Source organism: Nitrospira sp. T9 (genome assembly GCF_052156535.1).
Lineage (GTDB): Bacteria > Nitrospirota > Nitrospiria > Nitrospirales > UBA8639 > Nitrospira_E.
The window spans coordinates 71,559-91,602 of record NZ_JBQKUP010000026.1; the positions used below are offsets into that span (position 1 = coordinate 71,559).

The 20,044-nt window shown below is 50.2% G+C and carries 20 protein-coding genes; all 20 read right to left on the bottom strand.

The window, feature by feature from the left end:
* Nucleotides 1-107 precede the first annotated feature (107 nt).
* Nucleotides 108-1,388 carry a multicopper oxidase domain-containing protein gene (locus ACTRXD_RS03740; protein WP_442430502.1) on the bottom strand — a complete coding sequence of 427 codons (1,281 nt, stop codon included), beginning with the start codon at nt 1,386-1,388 and terminating at the stop codon, nt 108-110.
* Nucleotides 1,389-1,417: 29 nt separating this feature from the next.
* On the bottom strand, nt 1,418-2,701 hold the full coding sequence (locus ACTRXD_RS03745) for a class I SAM-dependent methyltransferase (RefSeq protein WP_442430503.1): 1,284 nt from the start codon (nt 2,699-2,701) through the stop codon (nt 1,418-1,420).
* A complete protein-coding gene (locus tag ACTRXD_RS03750) occupies nt 2,698-3,495 on the bottom strand; it encodes a DUF1365 domain-containing protein (protein WP_442430574.1) in 798 nt (265 codons plus the stop codon). Before ACTRXD_RS03750 ends, ACTRXD_RS03745 begins: the two co-directional genes overlap by 4 nt.
* Nucleotides 3,446-4,738, bottom strand: a complete 1,293-nt coding sequence (locus ACTRXD_RS03755) for an NAD(P)/FAD-dependent oxidoreductase (RefSeq protein WP_442430504.1) — start codon at nt 4,736-4,738, stop codon at nt 3,446-3,448. The genes ACTRXD_RS03750 and ACTRXD_RS03755 overlap by 50 nt, the downstream gene beginning before the upstream one ends.
* 168 nt (nt 4,739-4,906) lie before the next feature.
* Complete coding sequence (locus tag ACTRXD_RS03760; protein WP_442430505.1) at nt 4,907-5,443, bottom strand: lipocalin family protein; 537 nt, start codon at nt 5,441-5,443, stop codon at nt 4,907-4,909.
* 12 nt (nt 5,444-5,455) lie between these two features.
* Complete coding sequence (locus ACTRXD_RS03765) at nt 5,456-6,127, bottom strand: DUF6134 family protein (RefSeq protein ID WP_442430506.1); 672 nt, start codon at nt 6,125-6,127, stop codon at nt 5,456-5,458.
* Nucleotides 6,124-6,930, bottom strand: a complete 807-nt coding sequence (locus ACTRXD_RS03770; RefSeq protein ID WP_442430507.1) for a DUF1295 domain-containing protein — start codon at nt 6,928-6,930, stop codon at nt 6,124-6,126. Before ACTRXD_RS03770 ends, ACTRXD_RS03765 begins: the two co-directional genes overlap by 4 nt.
* Nucleotides 6,927-7,466, bottom strand: a complete 540-nt coding sequence (locus ACTRXD_RS03775) for a DUF2878 domain-containing protein (protein ID WP_442430508.1) — start codon at nt 7,464-7,466, stop codon at nt 6,927-6,929. The genes ACTRXD_RS03770 and ACTRXD_RS03775 overlap by 4 nt, the downstream gene beginning before the upstream one ends.
* An 11-nt stretch (nt 7,467-7,477) precedes the next feature.
* Nucleotides 7,478-8,533, bottom strand: coding sequence for an SAM-dependent methyltransferase (locus tag ACTRXD_RS03780; RefSeq protein WP_442430509.1), 1,056 nt, complete (start codon nt 8,531-8,533; stop codon nt 7,478-7,480).
* 1,143 nt (nt 8,534-9,676) lie between these two features.
* Complete coding sequence (locus ACTRXD_RS03785) at nt 9,677-11,110, bottom strand: cryptochrome/photolyase family protein (protein WP_442430510.1); 1,434 nt, start codon at nt 11,108-11,110, stop codon at nt 9,677-9,679.
* A gap of 143 nt (nt 11,111-11,253) precedes the next feature.
* On the bottom strand, nt 11,254-11,769 hold the full coding sequence (locus ACTRXD_RS03790; RefSeq protein WP_442430511.1) for a DUF427 domain-containing protein: 516 nt from the start codon (nt 11,767-11,769) through the stop codon (nt 11,254-11,256).
* 778 nt (nt 11,770-12,547) lie between these two features.
* On the bottom strand, nt 12,548-13,432 hold the full coding sequence (locus tag ACTRXD_RS03795; protein ID WP_442430512.1) for a phosphate-starvation-inducible PsiE family protein: 885 nt from the start codon (nt 13,430-13,432) through the stop codon (nt 12,548-12,550).
* A gap of 403 nt (nt 13,433-13,835) precedes the next feature.
* A complete protein-coding gene (locus ACTRXD_RS03800; protein WP_442430513.1) occupies nt 13,836-14,306 on the bottom strand; it encodes a hypothetical protein in 471 nt (156 codons plus the stop codon).
* Nucleotides 14,307-14,326: 20 nt separating this feature from the next.
* Complete coding sequence (locus ACTRXD_RS03805; protein WP_442430514.1) at nt 14,327-14,755, bottom strand: hypothetical protein; 429 nt, start codon at nt 14,753-14,755, stop codon at nt 14,327-14,329.
* A 129-nt stretch (nt 14,756-14,884) separates the two neighbouring features.
* Nucleotides 14,885-15,523: a globin gene (locus ACTRXD_RS03810; RefSeq protein ID WP_442430515.1), complete on the bottom strand. Its 639-nt coding sequence runs from the start codon at nt 15,521-15,523 to the stop codon at nt 14,885-14,887.
* Between the two features lie 228 nt (nt 15,524-15,751).
* The gene (locus tag ACTRXD_RS03815; RefSeq protein WP_442430516.1) at nt 15,752-17,002 is read right to left on the bottom strand and encodes an NAD(P)/FAD-dependent oxidoreductase; all 1,251 of its coding nucleotides are present in this window, start codon (nt 17,000-17,002) and stop codon (nt 15,752-15,754) included.
* A 69-nt stretch (nt 17,003-17,071) separates the two neighbouring features.
* Entirely contained in the window at nt 17,072-17,428 is a 357-nt protein-coding gene (locus ACTRXD_RS03820) for a VOC family protein (protein ID WP_442430517.1), read from the bottom strand.
* A 55-nt stretch (nt 17,429-17,483) separates the two neighbouring features.
* On the bottom strand, nt 17,484-17,993 hold the full coding sequence (locus tag ACTRXD_RS03825) for a sirohydrochlorin chelatase (protein ID WP_442430518.1): 510 nt from the start codon (nt 17,991-17,993) through the stop codon (nt 17,484-17,486).
* 35 nt (nt 17,994-18,028) lie between these two features.
* The gene (locus ACTRXD_RS03830; RefSeq protein ID WP_442430519.1) at nt 18,029-18,973 is read right to left on the bottom strand and encodes a MerR family transcriptional regulator; all 945 of its coding nucleotides are present in this window, start codon (nt 18,971-18,973) and stop codon (nt 18,029-18,031) included.
* Nucleotides 18,966-20,000, bottom strand: coding sequence for a YbgA family protein (locus tag ACTRXD_RS03835; protein WP_442430520.1), 1,035 nt, complete (start codon nt 19,998-20,000; stop codon nt 18,966-18,968). Before ACTRXD_RS03835 ends, ACTRXD_RS03830 begins: the two co-directional genes overlap by 8 nt.
* Between the last annotated feature and the right edge of the window lie 44 nt (nt 20,001-20,044).

The window sequence follows — 20,044 nt, forward strand, 5'->3', positions numbered from 1 at the left end:
GGACGGGTCCTTGAGTCCCAGTGTGCAGAGACCGTTCCTTACCCGTAGGAACGAGGACCGAAGAGAAGCGGAGCCAAGCAACTTTTTCCCCGGGAATTTGCATGCGCTCAGGGTGGTGGGGCCGGCTTGAGTGTTTTCAAGTAGGCTTGGACGTCGGCAATCTGCTGGGAAGTTAAGCGATCTTGCCACGCCGGCATATTCCCACGTCCCTTTAAAATCGTCGTCCAAAACATGTCATTATTCTGGAGGATCGGATTTTGCTGTAATGCGGGACCATATTCACCTTTGGCGAGCGCCCCGTGGCAGGCCTTGCAGTTTTTGTCGTACACGTCATACCCCCGGTCGGCTAGCCCGGATGGAAATTCCCTGCCCTGAGAGTCGGGGATGGAGGCCACCTGGGAACTCGGAGAAACACGGGATTGGTCATCTAGTACGCTATGGTTACTGGCCGGTTGTGTGGAAGACATATTTGGTTCGTCGGAGACCTTCAGCAGGGTTAGCATTCCACGAGGATACTTCCGATCGTCAGCCACATGGGGTACCACATGGCAGTGAAATAACCAAGTCCCTGCATGGTTGGTGACAAACTCGACGACTTTAATTTCCGCAGGTCCGATGGAGAGCACTCCGTTGGGATTGTCCCATCCGGGAATCCGAGGATTTCCGGCATTCACCTCTTTCCATTTATGACCATGAAGGTGCGGAGTATGAAATTCAAATCCGATATTTGCGAGAATAATGCGAACCCGGTCCCCCACATTGGTTTTTATAGGACTGTAATCAGGGGCAGAACGGCTATTGATCGTATGGGTATCGTAGTGGCCATCATCATTTGTGTCCCACTCGTCCCAAAATGTGACAAATTCCTGATCGACTTGAGGCCAGGTAGGATCTTCGACGACAAATAACCCATACATGCCATGATCCATATGGTTCGCCGTGTCGAAATGGCAATGATAGAGATAATAACCGGGATCTTCAGCCATCCATTCATACGTGTAGGATTCGCCGGGCATCTGGAGTTGCTCCCGTCCCATGGTTCGCTGACCATTTCCGTCCATATTAAACGGATGCACACCATGGAAATGCATGGTGTGAGGAAGGTGATGCGTGTTGGTGAAATGGACCTTGACCAGGTCGCCTTTGTTGACACGAATGATCGGACCGGGAACTGAAGGCTTTTCTCCTTTTAGGGCATAAGCCCAAACGATCACTTCTTTCCTGGGATCCTCCAGTAACGTGATAGTCATTTCTTCGACCGTGATGGAGAATTTTTTGACGGGTACTTCTTCGGCGTAAATAATGGGAGCATAGATTCCCGAAAACATGATTGAAAGAGTTATACCCACGATAAAAAGTTTAGGCGTTTCAAACAATTGGTTTTTCACGGTGTCCTCCATTGGACTCGTTGGATCTTTCACGCTACCTGAATGCAAGGAATCGGCTCTCGACGATTTCCAGGTTTGGTCAGCAGCATCTGAACGTCACTGATGACGCGTTCCGTAAATCCTCCCTCGCAATAACAAAAATAGAATTCCCACATACGGAAAAATTCCTCGGTGTAGCCCAGTCTGAGAATGTTTTTCCGGTTCCGGTAAAGATTATCGCGCCAGGCTTTCAGCGTCGTGACATAATAAGGCCCGATATCCTCAAGATGAAAGAGTCGCAGATCACTGGATCGTGCGATAGACCCGCTCATGGCGGTGATGGAGGGTATACAGCTTCCCGGAAAAATGTACCGTTGGATGAAATCCACCGATCGTTTGGCGGCCTCGTATCGCTGATCGGCGATCGTGATGGCCTGCAACAACATCATCCCTTCCGGTTTTAAAAGCCGGCTGCATGCGCCAAAATAGGCATCGAAATACTGGTATCCCACCGCTTCGATCATTTCTAATGAAACCAGTTTGTCGTATTTTCCCGTGAGGTCCCGATAATCCGTGCATAGCACGGTAATGCGATTATTCAAGCCGGCTGCGGCCACCCGCTCACAGGCCAGATCGTATTGTTGTTGTGATATGGTGGTAGTGGTCACCTGACAGCCATAACGGGTAGCCGCATGAAGAGCAAACCCGCCCCACCCGGTTCCGATCTCAAGAAGGTGGTCTGTGGATTGTAATTCCAGCTTGCGACAAATGTGGTCCAGGCGCGCCGTCTGAGCATCATGAAGCGTCATGGACGAATCCGGGAATATGGCACTGGAATACATCAGGCTTTCATCAAGAAATAGGGCAAAGAACTCATTACCGACATCATAGTGGGCTGAAATGTTCCGTCGGCTCCCTTTGGCGGTGTTCCGGTTCAATCGGTGTAATAATTTTTGGATGGGCATGGTTAACCAGGCCCATTTGCCATCCATTCTGTCCAGAAGTTCCCGATTGCATAAGAAAATGCGTATCAGGTCCGGAAGATCATCGATCTGCCAATAGCCTGCCATAAAGGCCTCTCCGGCCCCGATGGATCCACCAAACGCCGTATCTGTGTAGAATCGGGGATTGGTGACCGTGACTCTCAGCGGGCATTGCGGCGTGACCCGGCCGAACCGTTGTTGAGTGCCTCCATCATGAAGGGTAATCTCCCCGTTGGTTATGCGGCTGAGCCGACTCAGAAGCGCGCGCCTGGCGATGGCCTCCAGAAACCTGGGTTTGGGAGTGGTCCCCGCCGAAATGGTCGACGGGATTGATAGGGATTTTGAAGTCATAGGCTGTCTGCCGATCTGGCTCCTTCTTGTGGGTTTTGAACAATTTTTGAGGGGTGAGTAAAAATTGGCACGCGTTTAAGAAAAAGTTTCAAGGCCTGCCAATAAATCGCGCCCAGCGCCTTTAAGGGCATGAGGGGATAGCCGGCCAATTCGCGGGCGCACCTCATCCCGTTGATCGGTTCACGCTCCAATAGCAGTGTCGCGTCAAAGATGCTCCGGTTGTGCTGTAAGTTTTTCATATGCACCGAAAGGTGTATGTCGGGAGTTCCGAATGTCCAATCATATTGAATGTCCATGGGCATAAATGGCGAAACATGAAACCCCTTTCCAAACCGGAAACGTAAATGTTCGGTCTGTGTAAGGCTTGAATGTCTTGAAAGGACATAGGCATGCCGTTCGTTCCATGGGGTGTTGGTGATCTCCGCGACGATTGTCTCAAGACATCGAGACCGGGCATCGAAGCAGTAATAAAAGCTGACAGGGTTGAACGAAAAACCGAAATGACGCAAATGCGTGAGTAACCGGATAGGCCCATCCGGGGTATGTCCGGTTTCTCGCCGGATGTGGTCCCGGACAGCTGTCCGCAGAGGGATTCCGGGATCGCCCAGATAGTCCCTTCGTTGAAATCTGACCGGTGCAGGGCCCTTCGTTGACCAGAACCAACGGCCCTCGAAGACGTTGTCGAGCTCATCGAGATCAAGATACGCATAGAACACCGGATAATTGAACGAATGGGCTTTCGGTTCAAACCGCCGATGCCGTATCCGTCCGTGGTAAAGGCAACTCTGCATGATGCGTGGTCCTTTTGAAATGTTCCAACGCGTTCAGGGCACTCACGACGCCATCCTCGTGGAAGCCGTATCGCCAGTATGCCCCGCAAAAATATGTCCGGTTCGGGCCGTTGATCTCTGCCTGCCGCTGTTGCGTGCCGACACTGGGAATGGAAAAAATCGGGTGAGCATAGATCATGCGCTTCAGAATTTTGGCGGGGGAAATGTCCCGGCTGTTATTCAGGGTGACGCAAAATTGAACGGGGGCGCGAAGGCCCTGCAAAATATTCAGATTGTAGGTCACCGCAACCCGATTTTGTGTGTGAACCGGAATATGGTAGTTCCAGGCAGCCCAGGCTTGTCGACGTCTGGGTAGCATTCCGGCATCGGTGTGCAGGACCGCCTCATTGTTCTGTGTGGTCATCGGCCCTAACACCTCTTCTTCCAGGGCCGTGGCGTCGCTTAATAAACGAAGGGCCTGGTTTCCGTGCGTCGCAATGAATACCGTGTCGAAGCGCTCGGAGGACCCCTGCGCGCTTGTCACGGTCACATAGTCCCTGTTTCGTGTGATGCGTTCTACCGGGGCATTGGTGCGGATACGATCGCGAAAGGAAGCGGTCAGTTTTTTGACGTAGGTTTGGGAGCCTCCGCGAATGACATACCACGTCGGACGATCATTAATATTCAGCATCCCGTGGTTATGAAAGAACCGGATAAAGAAGTGCGCGGGCATAGCCCACATCTGTGCAGGATCTGCTGACCAGATGGCCGCTCCCATGGGGATCAAATACCAATCAAGAAATTCTCTCCCGTAACCGGCCTGTTTCAGATAGTGTCCTAGTGTCGTGTTCATGTCCGGATTCGCGAGACACTGGGGGGCCTCCCGATTAAAACGGAGAATGTCTCTGATCATTCTGTAGAACGATGGCCGGAGCAAATTCCGCCGTTGAGCAAAAATGGTATTTAACGTTGTCCCGTTATATTCCAGGCCTGAACGATCACATTTGACGCTGAAGCCCATCGAAGAGGCTTGAGTCGGAACCTCCAGGTCCTTGAGCAGCCTGGTGAAGCAGGGATAGGTTTGGTGATTAAAGACCATAAACCCGCTATCAAGCTGATACCGTTGGCCCTCCCACGCGATCTCATGCGTGTGGGTATGTCCTCCCACATAATCATTAGCTTCAAAAACCGCGATCCGGTGGTGACGGCTGAGATAATAGGCTGCCACATTTCCCGCAATACCCGTTCCGATAATGGCAATGTTCACCGGCGGCCCCTCAGGATTTTCCGGTCCGGCTCCGACAGGGGCCTTCCATAACTGGATGATCGGACCGGAAACGGTTGCACATCAATTCCAAGGCAGGACCGATACGGCCCACAGATTTTTGCCATGTCCTGGATCCTTCTCATCCTCACGTGTTCCTCTTCATGGTTATCAATTCCGCCCAACTTCCCACCGTTGCGGGACACGCTGAATTTTTGAGAGGTCATACCCTTGATCAGCAATTATCTTGAGCAAATGTTGATAATCCTCCTCCGGCAGCCGGGGAGTTCGGGCCATGATCCAGACATAGTCCCGTTTGAGGCGGCCGATGATGGTTTGGCTGTAATCCGAATTGACATACACGATTCGGTAGTCGGCCTTAAACGGCCAGAGAAATTGCATGTCCCAGACGGCATTGGATTCCTGATCCACAACAAATCCTGTCGGGCGATACACCTTCCTTTCACCCTCGAATCCGCCTTTGCGAAAGGTAAATGTGGTGGCGATCGTTCCATCGTCATTGAGTCGATAGGACTCCACTGCGTTGAACGCTTCCGTCTCAATGAACGTCGGAATGTTCGCAATCACGTACCAGTCCCCCATGAAGCGCTCGAGATTGACCTGACCGGCGGTCTGAATGGGAGGCGGGCTGCTGCACCCTAAGAGACTTACGAGCAGCCCACAGGCTATCAATGATGAGGTGTGCATTTTCCTCTTTCCCTACTGAAGTTCATAGCGCAACTTTTTGCCGTCTTTGGTGGTCGATTGTAGTCCGACCCACTCGTCGTCCATGGTATACCAGAGATCAATGGTAAACTTGTCACTTATGATACGGTGATGGCGAGTGGGAGTCGGCACTCCACGTAGTGCGAATGTTTCTTCCGCCACAATCTGAATGTCTACCGGCTGCAATTCGCCCGTCTGCGAATTGAGCAGGCGACTGCTCTGAAACCAGGGTGGATTCCAATAGGCAAAGGTTTTGATACAACCCTCCAGGGTTTGCTCTCCATCATGGGTGTGTAACCGCAACGTTCCACCCTTGGAGGTCCCCTCCACAAAAAACGATTCACCATTATCATTGGTCTTGGCCCGAATCTCCTTGAGGCATTCCCCTTCCCATACTTCAGCATTGGTGTGCCGGTAAGTATAAAACGTGATGAAAAAGTACTTCACATCGAATTCGGCCTCCACATTGATCTGCGTGCGCGTCCCTTTCGTGGACACCACAAAGCGTTGAAACCCGATTTCATCATCATCCAGAAAGACCTTAAAGGCATAAGTCTTTTGGTTGGTGTCCTGGGCAGACCTGGCCATCCCCATGGAGAAAAGAAAAAAGGGCATAAGTGCCAACAACAGCGATGTACCTTCGATCATGGAGAACGTACCAATCATGATATTTCCTCCTGAGGACCGGCTACGGGGTTGGCTTTTTTCTGAGGTCCTGGAATGAAGGCGTTGGTGCTCGCGATGTATTCACGATAGGCTGGTCGTCGATCCACAATAGTTTCTTCGAGCAATGTCACACCGGAAAATTCCAGCAACAAAAAAGTTAACAGGATAGGTGAGAGGATCGACCACCAAGCGCCGGGCGGGATCACAAAGAGGAAAAATCCCCACCAGATCAGGCATTCGCCGAAATAATTAGGGTGGCGTGTAAAGCGCCACAATCCTTGATTCATCACCTTGCCCCGATTTGCGGGATTCATCTTAAAACGAGCCAGTTGCCAATCGCCCACCGATTCAAAGAACATCCCGATAATCCACACGGCTACGGCCAGAATATCGGAGATGCTGTATGCAAATGGCACGGTTAACGCGACCCACAATGGCATGGAGATGATCCAGGCCAACACGGCTTGAAACACAAAAATGATTCCGAGGCTTTTCAGCGCAAAGTTTGGCTCATACTTGCGGCGAATCGCTTGGTACCGGGCGTCCTCGGATTCGCCCCAGTTTCTCCAGGTGATATACACCGTCAGCCGGAGGGCCCAAAGAAGGACGAGGGTGAGAACCAGGGAGGAACGATTCCAGTAGGGCTCCACGCTGCTTGAATAGATAAAGGCAGCCGCGAAGATCATGACGGCCCACATGCTGTCCACGATACTGACGTCCCGTTTGGCGAGACTGATCAGCCACGTGAGTGTCGCCAGGACAAGAGTTCCGACCAGGCCGGATAGGTAGATGAAGAAGGTCATATGGTGCTCTCCTTGAGGCTTGGTGCAAAGCCATCAAAGCGGGTGGATAGTGCCATCAGAATGGGTGTGATGACGGCCCAGCCAATGGCCAAGGCGGTCAACGCCGCGTTTTGGTTACCAAACTCGAGGGCTCCCAACTGGTGTCCTCCATAATAGGCCAATGGTCCTCCAACGCTTCCGGCAAGTGCGGCTATCAACCAGCGCCCTCTCAACCAACGAAGTGAGACGTTCAACAGGGTTGCGAAGAGTCCCCACATGACCACGATCCAGTATGGGGCGGTGTGTGGGATGAGGATGCCGGAGGAGTAGTGCAGCCAATCAAGCCACACGAGCATGCTGTCCCACACGGCCCCGATCACCAGGGCAATTATAATCAGTTTGAATTCCGCTTCAGCTGCGGGGGCACTGAACAGGTGAATGGCCACAATGACCAGAGCCATGAGTGCCCCGATCCACCCGCGTTGGCCGGCTCCGCTGAGTACGCAGGCGAACCAGCCGATCTGAAACAGTAAAAGGTTGCAGAGAGTCCTGGCCATGACTTTTCCCTTCAGGTGAGGTCGGCTTTCTCAAAAAGATAATGGCTGACCGACCATTCCTGCCCCTCACGATGGCCGAATAATTCTGCACACGCCATAAAAAATATCCGCCAGCGGACCCACCAGAGGTCCGCATCCTGTTTTCCGTAGGTCTCGATGAAAAGAGGCCACAAGGCTTCCCGGTGAAAGTCCATGTTTTTTAGCCAGGCGTTAGCCGTTCGTGCGTAATGTGTGCCGGCCCATCTCCATCGATTCACGAGGCTGAACGGACTTCGAATGGCCAAAGGCAGATCATCACTAGGCATCAGGCCTCCGGTGAAAAAATAGCGGCTCATCCAGTCACTCTCGTCCCTCACTTCGAAGGTGTACGGGACGGCTCGATGCACGAAGATATGCATGAAGAAACGCCCGTCAGGCTTGAGCCAGTCGTGAATCCGATCAAAAAGGTGAGACCAATTCCGCATGTGCTCGAACATTTCCACTGACACCACCCGGTCGAATTGACTGTGTTCAACGTGAAATTTATTCATGTCGCAAGTCACCACGTGAATATTGCGCAATCCGCGTTGTTGTGCCTGAGAGTCGATATACGCTTTTTGTGAATGAGAGTTTGAGACTGCCCTAATAAGACTGTGCGGATATTGGGCTGCCATCCAGAGCGACAGAGATCCCCATCCACAACCCAAATCCAGGATAGATTGTCCGTCATGAAGATCAGCATGCGCACATGATTCCCTTAAGGCAGACTCTTCGGACTCTGAGAGCGACTCGACCCCAGAAGGCCAGAACCCGCAGCTGTACTTCATGTGGGGCCCCAGCACGCGGTAAAAAAAATCCGATGGAACCTCGTAATGTTGGAAATTGGCCTTATCAGCGTGGATGGCGATATCGCAGCGAGACATGGTTGCAATAAACGCGGTCTTCAGTGAGGCCAGCTCTTCCACATTTTTGTGGGAAATCTCATGTAATCGTTGGCGAACCAGATGCCGTATGCCACAACGAATGAGAAGATCTGGTGCCCAATCACGATTAGTAATGGAAAGTGCTAGTTTCATTGCGAGGGACATGATAAATGTTTACCCCCTGTGCAGGTCTGGTGGTGACCTGAAGCTCGACGATTCGGATATCAGAAAATCTGTGCTCCGAGTTGGGTTCCATGCCAGATGGTTGAAAGCCCGGCGTGAAGGCGATGAGTACCCCCAAGATGATGAGAGCCAGAATGCCCTGCGTAACATACATTCCAGTTGGTGTTGCCAATTTTCTCATGGAATGTTTTCCGTCATTTTGAAACGATTCAAAAGTTTGACCCATTAGGATGTAAATAAATTTTCATAGAAATCATTTCTAGAGTCTTGGTTCATTTCCCTCTATCCCTATCTTACGTATCCGACTTCCCTTCATCCATCTAAACTTTGACAAACGTTAGACACTGCAAGCGAAAGAATGTATTCATCTCATGATCATTCCAAAAATGATGTACAAGATGCTGAAATAATTTTGAAATTAGCAAGTTGAGCTTCATGCGCTCCTGACATTTCTATCTTAATTCTTGCATTGACGGAGGTGAGTGAAGTACGGCCATGAGGATTTGGCACTGATCCTTTCCATAGATCATTCCGGTCATGGGTCTATCGCACTTGGCCCGATGCGTCCTGTTGGAATGAAAAATTCTTTCTTTAATAGATATCCTCCACTTCAGGGCAATCATTGCCCCCCAACGGGCCGTATTCTGTATTAGGTTCCGCCGGATCAATGTGCTACTAAGGTGAAGAGGGTTTAGACCCTCATGGTCCCTTTAACCCTCTCACCTTCGTCTTTTGGACGGAGAAGAGGGGTCTTGGGATTCCTATTGTTCTGTTTAGGTGAATAGCAGGAGTGGATGTACCCGCGGAACACTTGATACTGAAGGGCAGGGTTCTGGAATAGTGAAGAGAGAAACCATAAGCGTCTGGTTTAAATTCCTTTCAAGGCATGGCGATCCTTTGAGAGAATTGGTATTTTAACCATGCTTCGATTCCCATCCGGCAGTCTGCACCATGAACGCAACTTCGGCCTCCTCTTTTCTGGGGGAATTGCCGAGGAGTGCTCTATGGCCCCATCGAATTAATTGAGAATAAGCTCCCGCAAGATGGAATTTAAAAGGTTATCAGGGAGCACTCAACCCATTGGACTCTGGTCCTATCATGACCTCTTTGGAGGGAACATGTGAATTACGATGCCAATTCAGAAAATGCTTTCAACGCTCGCTCCCTGGAATCGCTGAGCGTGACGATCGGTAGGGGATAATCTTCTCCAAGTTGCACACCCGCCTGCACTAACACTTTTTCAGGCGCTTCCCAAGGATTATGGAGATATTTGTCTGGCACTTTTTTTAACTCGGGAATAAACCGTCGAACATACTCGCCAGTTTGATCAAACTTTTTCCCCTGCGTGACGGGGTTGAAAATTCTGAAATACGGTGCGGCATTGGCTCCACAGCCTGCGATCCATTGCCAGCTGGCACTGTTGTTGGCAAGATCGGCATCAACTAATGTATCCCAGAACCAATCCTCCCCCAGATGCCAATGCAACATAAGGTTTTTGACCAGAAACGATCCGACAACCATGCGCACGCGGTTATGCATGTAACCGGTTTCCCACAGCTCCCGCATGCCGGCATCCACAATGGGGTATCCGGTTTGGCCTTGGTGCCATCTTTTCAGAGATTTCTGGTCCTTACGCCAGGGAAATTTATTAAATTTCTTTTGCAGATTTTTTCGGGGGAGGTCGGGGAAATGGAAGAGCAGACTATGGGAAAACTCCCGCCATCCTAGCTCACTCAGAAAGGTTTCCCCGTCTTTCCGCCATCCTTCCGTGCCCATGCGTTGTTTGGCGGCATACCACACCTCATTCGGTGAGATTTCTCCGAAATGCAGATGCGGCGATAATCGGGAGACATTATTTCCAGAAGGATAGTTCCGGCCTTCTTTGTACTGTTTGAGGCCGTTTTTGAGAAATGCCTTCAGTCGGGCCTGTGCCCCGGTTTCCCCGGGCTTCCAATGGTTTATGAATTTTTTGTGCCAGGGAACGGCCGGCAGTAGTTTTAAATCTATCAGTGCCACACCTCTGTGTGTGGATAGCTTTAAATCTTTTGGGGCTTTTGAGGGTCGTCGGGGTTCATTGCCATTTCCGAGACATCCTTTTTGATAAAAGGGCGTGAACACCTTATAAGGAGTGCCGTCGCTTTTGAGCGCTGTTTGGGGTTCAAAAAGCAGGGAGCCGTTAAAGGTGTGCACCTCGATTCCTTTGGTCTGCAATGTCTCTTGAACGTCGTCATCGCTAGTGATTCGCCAGGGCTCGTAACACCGGTTCCAATAAATCGCTTCTGCTCCTGCCCCTTTGATGACGTCCATTAGTATGTTTTGTGCCGGTCCTGCCTTGAAGCATAGTTGGCCCTTCAAGGCTTCGTTCAGTGCCTTGAGACTTTCATGCAACCACCACCGGCTGGCCCCCCCTAACTTCCATTCTCCGCAATTTTCCTCGTCCAAAATAAATAACGGGACAATAGGGTGCCCTGTTTGGTGGGCGGCCAACAGTGCCGGATTGTCCCTGATTCGTAAATCCTGCCGAAACCAGACGACGACAGGGGAGGTTTCTGTTGTCATGTCTTATGCCTCCGGCGCTGCTCGAAGCCAAAAATTTAAGGCTCCACACTGCCTGCCAATTTTTTAACGATAACGGTCGTTGGCCGATCATACATGTTTTTGTTGGCCGATCAACCTTCGTAATCTTTTTTTTTTAATTTGGCTTACCAGAATGCAGTGCCAGGTTCGCCTTTGAAGGGACCGAGGATTTTTGAGGTGATCCACCCGCCATAAAATTCACCAGACTGTGGTTTGACCTTTTGCTTTCCCACATAGCAGGTATCCACCTTCCCGGGATAAAATGCTAAATAATTGGAAATATCTTCAAACCCTGCCCGGGGATGTGGGTAACTCCATGCGGCATCTTGCGCCATTCGTTTCCCAATCTTAATTGACCAATAACGCGCCATTCCTTTCCACTCGCATACGGTTTGCCTTACGCTCAGCATCAGATAGGCGATTCGGACATCAGTGGGGGGAAAATAATATACCGGAGGGATTCCGGTTTCGAGAATCCGATAGCCCTGGGTTGTTTCAGCCAAGACCAAACCCCCAAACTCAACTCTCATTTGTTGATGAACCCGCTGCAGTCTGGGTGGACGGGGGTAATTCCAAACAGACTCTTGCCCTCGCTTCGGGATCTGGATTTCCGGATTTTGTTCAAAGATGAGTTTTTGCATTGTATTGTCCTAAGATATTGCAGAACAGATTAACGTCATTTCTGAAGTCACTCTATGCGTTTTGTCCTAATTACCGAACAAGAAGCTCACGGTTTTAAGTATTTTCCTGGAATGCGTTCCCCCACTTCGTAGTGAGGAGATGAGTATTTCTCAGAGGTCAGAAGGTTTTTCTATACTATAAGTTGACGGCAACCTGGTAGCCCAACAAAATTGTGACCCTTTCCTTCGCTTTTTATAAGTATTTTTGTAGAACATTGAGCCCTTTATTCCATTTAACTACACTAGTCACGTACTCTCCAAGGAGAACATCCAAAACCCTAGACAATTCTGCCGGACCTCATGTGTTGACGGAGGATTTCTGTCGAATGGAATAATCAGTCTCTCTAGAACGGGATAGTTGGTTAATCAGCATGAATAAAGGAAAGTTGGTAGACCACAGGTTTATGGATTAAATCACGCGAACTTCCGGTGCAAACGAAATGTGACTTCGAAAAAGTGCAAAGGATACCTCAATGGTATCGAGAGGTGGACGTGTCAGGACACACCGATTGCGGGGGCAGGGGCTAATAGATGGTCGAGGTGTAAAGGGGCGTAAAGACTCAGGAATCTGCAATGCAGGAATATCCAACGACGGTGTAAGCCTGTTAGCTATTTTTCGCGAGAGTCTCTTGCCGGGAAATACGTAGCGGTGAGAATATAAAAGTCTTCAGCGGATATGACATAAGACACGGCTGGTCTCCCGTGAATGAAAATTGGCAGATAATTGCATCGTTAATCATTACAGATTATCCGGCTCACTCCAGGTGAGCCGTCTTTCGATGAGCCAGTAGGTGATACCCAAAGCCAACACGACCGCAGCAGTTCCAAAAATATAGGGCGGGGTCATTTCTTTGAAATCGAATATGATCACTTTTCTGGCGATGGCCATTAATGCGGTCGCCACGACTAATTTAATGTGTATGACATCTTTGCGGATATAGAGGGTAATGTTAATGAAAATTTCTATGGCAATGAGTACGGCTAAAAAGGCGCCAAATGTGCTGACGATATCCCGAATGTTGAATGTGGTGAAACTTGGCGAGATCAGTTTTGAATAGATGATATAGACGACATCAACCACTCCCCAGAGAATCGTAAAGACCATCAGCACGGCTAATACTCTGACTGCGGCCCGAATGGTCTGATGAAGGATTTGAATGAGGCGATCTTCCTCTTCAAGGGACAATTCTTCCTGCCCGATTTTTCTGATTCGGTCCTTACGAAAATGATCCATCAAGGATTCCACAATGGTCCCGTGGCTTCCCAAAAATGCCGTATTGAAGTCTTTTTCCGATAGCGTTTCGAGGCCCTTGACGGCTTGAAAATCATCTCCGGAAACCCGTTTAAATCCCATGCTCCAATCAGAATATTCCCGGCGTTCGATGGTTTTTTTCTTGAGCACGTGAAAGTCAGTATGGCGTGGGTCCCGTTTGATTTTCTCAATCAACGCATTGACCACCTTTTCTTCCCCCTCCATGATTTGGATAAAGGTTTTGTTCCCATATAGCAGCATCCCCGTAATGCCCGATTGGGCATTGTTTTCGCGGCTAATCCTCAGAATATCCTCCAAATCATCCTGAGACATGGATCTCGTGGCCGAACTGATATAGGAAATTTGGATCATCGGTTAAATTCCCCCTTTATCTGGGTTGAAAGGCTATGATGTCGTTTCTAGATTGTAACCGCAGAAGAATGAGTCCGGTAGGTCATATGGCACAGAAGAAGGACGGGGATTGGGACAGTTTCCCACTTAAGCGCTAAGAGGATAGACTCCGATTTTAGCAGGAGAAATCGTTTCTTAAGGCACGGAAATATTTCAACTCAAAAATTAGTGAAAACTCCACACTTGGAAAGTTGGGATTGAGAGCAAGGCCAAGTATCTCCGTTTCTTGGCACCTGATGGGCGCAGTCAAAATTGAACTGACATACCCTCGAAGGACGTGCCACCACTAAGTTTTCCAGAGGTCTATCCGCCTAAACCCCAGATTGCTGTGAGATTTGCAGTACTGGAGGGTTTCCGATTTCTTCTAATTCGGCTTTTGAGCGGTAACCCAGGTCGAAATCTCATTCATCCCATTACGCTCTACATTCGAGCCGTCCTGCACGGTAAAGGCCACCGGAAAGCTTGAACCGGATTTAAGCTGGAGATCACTGGGATCATCAGTCGTCAAGGATCGTTTCATGACGACCCGCCACGTTGGTCCATTGCAGCACCCTCCCTTAAGGGCACTATACGGTTCCAATAATTTGTTGCCCAGCACGTTTTGTGTCGCCCGGGTGAGAGTGCTAAAGCCATTGGCGTTCAGATCTTCTACCGAACTGATCCGGAGTGAAGGGTCTGACATGATATTTCCAGACCAGATGCCCTCATAAAAGGGTCCGGAGCTTCGTCCGGTTCGATTCGTATATGTGACGCCCCGTGAGGGTTTCTTATAATAGTAGTCCCAGACGATTGAGGGGGTATTGTTGATCCACGTCCCACATGCCGGCCACTCCATCGCCGAGGTCCTTTTGCCATTCAGCGTTCCATCGCCAAATATTGACGGTTCCTCCCGATTGACCCATGCACTGAAAGGGGGGGGGCGCTTCGGAATCCTGAACCGGAAATTGGATGGCCATTTGATCTTAAAACCTTGTGGCCCAATAACCCCTCGTTAGAAAACCAGTTATTGGCCACAGTCGCCCGGATACCAATATCATTCCCCTTGGTCGCCATCTTCACCATAACAGTCTTCACCGAGATGGTGGGATGCATAGGGGTGGCGATGGTCTGCCCGCTCAATGGCACGACCACTCCGGGGACGGATTCCAAAATTGGATTTGCCGCATCCATCGCGATGTCTCCTGTGATGGAAGCAATGGGAATCGTCACCGGTTGGCTCACGGCCAGAGGGATGCCGACCATGGCGAAAAGACCCCCTATGGCCAGAACTCCGAAGACGAGCATGATTGAGGCCATTGGGCGTTGCTATGTGGGATTCATTATATTTCTTCTTTACGCTGAACGGTCATTTCCCAATATTTCCGATTCTTGGGAAATATCCACTTGGAACATTGTTCTCACACCGGTGACGAATCAGCACCAAACTTTTTTAAGCCTGAGGTTCCTTGATAGCTTGGCTTCTGCCAGCCGATAACGACTCCAAAGACCGATGGAGGCGATGCCGCCGGCCAAAATCATGAAAGTCCCCAAAAAAAATGTTAACGGTTGGGTCATGCGATGATTCCTCCTTTTCAAGAATGGAAAAGGCAATGAAATGTTTGTAAGGGACAATGATGCAGGTTCTTGTCCCCACAAGTTGACGCTCACCTCGTGAATGATTTTTTCCCACGCTGATTCCATGGCAGGGCTCCAGGCATCTTCCGCTAACTCAGAGAAAATGTCCAAATATGTTTCCGCCATCCTGAGCAGTTGTTGAGGTTCCAGGTGGTTCACCGTTGTGGGAAGCAGGTCTGTCCATTGTTCTCTGATGGATGAATGAATTTTTCCGCATGAGCGGATTTCCCTTATGATCGTATCGAGAATCTGGACGATTCGCCTGCTGAATGGTTGTAGTCCCATTGTGAGGAGAGAGCTTGTGACTTCAGGATGATCCCGCAACAGGCGATGAAAAAGCTTGTCGGCAAAAGCATCCTCAGCGTCCTTAATCCATCCTAGGCCACATTCCAGAATATGAATGTCTGTATCTGAAAATTTGGGGGTAATTTGATCCATGTCAAGGTGCCTTTCCTTAAGGTCTCTGAATGTTGTTCCTTTTTCAGTGTACACCCTGGAGTCTGACGGAGGCTAAAAGGAGGCCGAAGGGAAATGGAGAAACCTTAGACAAACGGACCGCCCAATCTCCGCATGTGCGTGTCTGAAGGCAGCCCCTCTCAATGGCAGACATCGAAATTCAAATGTTGTCGGGCGGGGAATTCTAGAAAACAGGGAGAATGCCGGATATCATGCCTCCAGCCATTTTCGAATATCCTCCGCCGCACGGCGACCGGAAAAGATGGCTCCATCGATAGTCCCGGTGGCGCAAAAATCTCCACAGACGAAGACGCCATCCTGAACATGTGTCTGACGGGAGAACGGGTTAGGAAATGGTGGGACCTGGACGGGTTGAGCGGCTGCGATGTGATAGGCGCGAATTGGCTGCCAGTCTTCTACTGGTGAGCCAAACCATTCCCGCAATTGTTGGCGAACCCGGGTGGCAAGGTCTTTTTTTGAAGAATCATCATGGTTGAGCACTGAAACGGAGATCAACTGGCTTTTGGACGTGGAATAGGTCGGGGCGATTTGAGTGAGGACACAGAGATTATTGATTGGACCGGCTCCCTCTCCGTTCAATAATAGAAATGGCCCTGAAAATGGCGCCTCAGGGGCGCCATAGTAGAGACAGGTCACGCGGCGATAGGGAGATGATTTGAGGCCGGGAACAAGTCTCGTTGCGGCTGGTCCGTCGGTAGCCAGGACAATGGCGCGAGCGGATAGGACTTCCCCGGATTCCAAGGTTACCGATGTCTTCTGAATGGATGTGACCCTCGCTTGAGTTCGAATTTGTCCTGCTGGAAGACGGGATACCAGTTGTCGGGGTATGGTTCCCATCCCCCTGCCGGGAAGTGAAATGTTTCCAGACGCAAACATTCGAAAGAGAAATTCCGCCATACGACTGGAAGTCTGTAATTCCGGATCCAAAAATACACCACCAAGAAATGGTCGAAAAAATCGTTCGATCATGGAGGAAGAAAATCCGAAATTTTTGAGGTGTTGGAATGTTGAGGTTTCGGGCCTTTGAAACAGATCGTTCAGATTTCCTGACCGGGCCAGATGGCGAAATGTTGCCATTCGAATTTTATCTGAAAGGGTACCAACAGGAGTGAAAAGCGCCTGAATGCTCTGCATGGGATGACGAAAGGGATCCGGCATTCGATGCCATTTTCCAAGACACCGAATCACCGCACCAGGGAAAAAATGATGAAGCTCGAGGGAAGGATAATCCAGCATGCGTTTGGCTTCAGGATAAGCCGTGGAAAAAACCTGGAAGCCCCGGTCTAAAATGAAGCCGTCGAGGTGATCTGATCCAATTCGCCCTCCTACCTCTTCGGATGCTTCCAGAAGTAAAAAATCTATCCCATGATCCGCTAAGGTATTTGCGCAGGAAAGTCCGGCAAGGCCGGCTCCGATAATGAGCACATCAGCATTCATCATAGAAGATGTGTGTTTTTTTAGGCCCAGGAGGATAAAAGGATATGCCTGCTGTGTCGAAAGACCTGCAAATTATGACTCTTCTAACACCTCAATGGAATTGCCGAAGGCATCGGTGATGTAAACCGAATTGAGTCCGTCACGATGGGTAACAAGCTCTCCAAATTTGTGGGCATCTGGACGACTGAGCGCAAAATGAGACGGATGTTCCCGAGGAAGGACCAGGGCGAGCTTGGTATTGGCGAAGGCCAGAAGCGCCCAGGTGTCATCGATATAATCGACACAACAGTTGAAACGGGAGGTATACCATTCAACCGCTTCGGCCACATTGGGGACGGGAATCGCCACATGATGGATGGTATCCAGTTTTGGGGATTTCTGCGGGGGCTTTTGCTTGTTGGTCAAGGTGCGTTGCCCTTTCGCTGCCATGCGCTTTTGCTTACCTCTTTTTGCGAGTATTCCCGAAGGGGGCAAGAATGACAGCCTATGAAAATTGTTGGATGTGCTCCATCAGCATTTTTGAGACCTTTTCCAGATTATAGGGCCAGGCATAGATGAGAGTGATTTTCGGATGTTTCTTGCGGAGTTCTTCCAGTTCTTCGGGGATTTCACTTTCGGAATGCGATCCTCCGGGAGTAAACATGGTCGAAACCACTGTAATAGTCTGTGCTCCCTGGCGAATGAGGGATTCCACCGCTTCGGCCAGTGTGGGTCCACAAAACTCGTTATACGCCAGGCCAAACAAGGATCCATTCAAAAGTGGCTTCATTACGGCTCCGAGGGTTTCGAGGCCGGCCTTGTAAGGATCTGTCTCAGGGGTCCGCGGCCATGTGCGGACTTTGGTGTCCAACTCTAATTCTTCGGGCGACATGGGACTGCCCGTTGCCCTTCGCTGGGCTTCAAGGCGTTTCAGTTTTGTAATGAGATCAGCCGGGTAGCCTTTGGGAATGCCTCCGTGTCCGACAAGAAGAATAGCTTTTTTAGGTTCTGACATGTTGCGGACTCCTTACTGTTGCCAGGAGAGAATTATTATGGGTGGAAAGCCCTGGCGCTTTCCGCCATGCCAGTTCGTTGTTGCAACGTTTTGACGTCATGGACTTGGGTGAAATAGGTAATGTTGTGAGTGCGAAGAAGAGGCTCATACGGTTTAAACCCCGGCCCCCCCACCATTACCGCACACAATGGTTGAAGAAGTCGAGTGATCTTTTGCAGCCAGGATCGTAGTATTTTCTCTTCCGGTTCAAGATTACAGGAAAGGAGAATGAGCTGTGTGTGTTTCCGGCGCAGAGCCATTTCCAGCATCTCAAATGCAACATTGGGCCCGAGATAGATGCTGTGCCATCCAAGCCCTCGCAGAAGAACCGCCGCAGTCAGGGGAGCAATTTCATGAAAGTCACCAGGCACACAGGCGATTAAGGCGTACGGTCCTCCCAGAGGAGGTTCTTCGCGTAGAACGTTAATGAGGCGTTGACGCACCACGCGGCTCACGCTTTGTTCCCCTCTTAGACTCATTCCTCCTTGATGCCACAGGTCGCCAATCAGACGCAAGACCGGAAAAATAATGTTATCCAGGGCTTTCTCAAGCCCCATGTGATTGATCCACTTTTCAAGCTTGATGGTAATGGTTTGGACGTCCTGGTGGCGGGCCAAACGAATCATTTCCTGAGTGTCATTCCAATAGGTGGGGGCTATCCCCGAGAGGTTGAGAGGGACATGATTCATCGAATGTCGGAGTTCCTGCTCCCCAGCCTGGGCCAATTGACCAATGGATTCACCGTGATCCAATTGTGATTTCAGATAGAGGAGAAATTGAATGTCATCTTCGGTAAAGAGACGATAGCCGTTAGTGCCTCGCTGCGGATGGACTAAATGGTAGCGTTCTTCCCATTTCCGGATCACGTGGGTGCTGAGTCCGGTGGTACTGGCCACAGATTTAATCCGATAGGTCTGGGAATCTTTTGGGTTGTTAGACATGGTTGCGCAACATGAGTTCTTTGGGGTGCGGGTTGAGATAAATCTGGTCAACTAAATAGGGTACGGCCAGGATGCGCACATAATGTTTAATGAGCGTGAGCGGCACAGCCAGGGGGGTGAGATGCCGGTGGTAATCCTGAATGGTTTCCTGCAACTCGGCTCGTTCAACCGGGCTCAGTTGGTTTTTAAAGTGGCCCGCCAGATGCTGGAGCACATTCACATGTTTTCGCACGGTGGCCTTGCTTTTCAGGGCGTCCATAAAGAGCGGGCCATAATGATTGGCCAGCTCACCGGGTGTGTATTGGCCGGCCTTCGCGATGAGTTGTCCAAGGTCCTGATAATGCGAGCGGCTGTGGGTGAGCAATAAATATTTGTGGCGGGTATGGAATTGGACAATGGCCCCACGGCTGATACGACCCTGTTGAAAAAGGGTTTTCCACCTCCGATAACAGAAAATGCGTTCGATAAAGTTTTCCCGAATTGGTGCGTCGCTCAAGCGTCCTTCTTCCTCTACAGGGAGCAGGGGAAACGCTTTTTGAAAGGCGGCTGAAAAAATACCGGTACCCTGTTTAGAAGGTTGCCCTTTCTCGGTATAGACCTTGACCCGATAGACTCCGCAACTGGGGGAGCTTTTTTTGAAAATATATCCATCTAAATCAGTTTCTTGTAATTCCTGAACCCGGCGCTGACTAAAGGTCTGGAGTGTCATGGTGTGATCAATGTGAGTGCGGATGGTCAGGAGTTGTGGCGCATCGGGATCCCCGGCCAAATGCATGGCCTCTCGCGGGGTGGCCAGTCCCGCTTCGACTTCCGGACAGACCGGGAGCCATTCGACAAAGGGGGCCAGCACATCTGTGAGGAAGGCATCCCGTTTGTGTCCGCCATCGTATCGAACCGTGTCGCCGAGCAGGCATTGGCTGATGCCCAATCGCGGTTTCAGGTCTTGCAGTTGGTTCCTTGTCAGAGCTTCTTTTTCCGAAGTACTCCGGTCTTTCGCGTGATCAATGGCGATGAGTTGTGTGGTCATGGTCATACTCATTCTTTCAGTTGAGGTTCACCGGTTCACGGAGA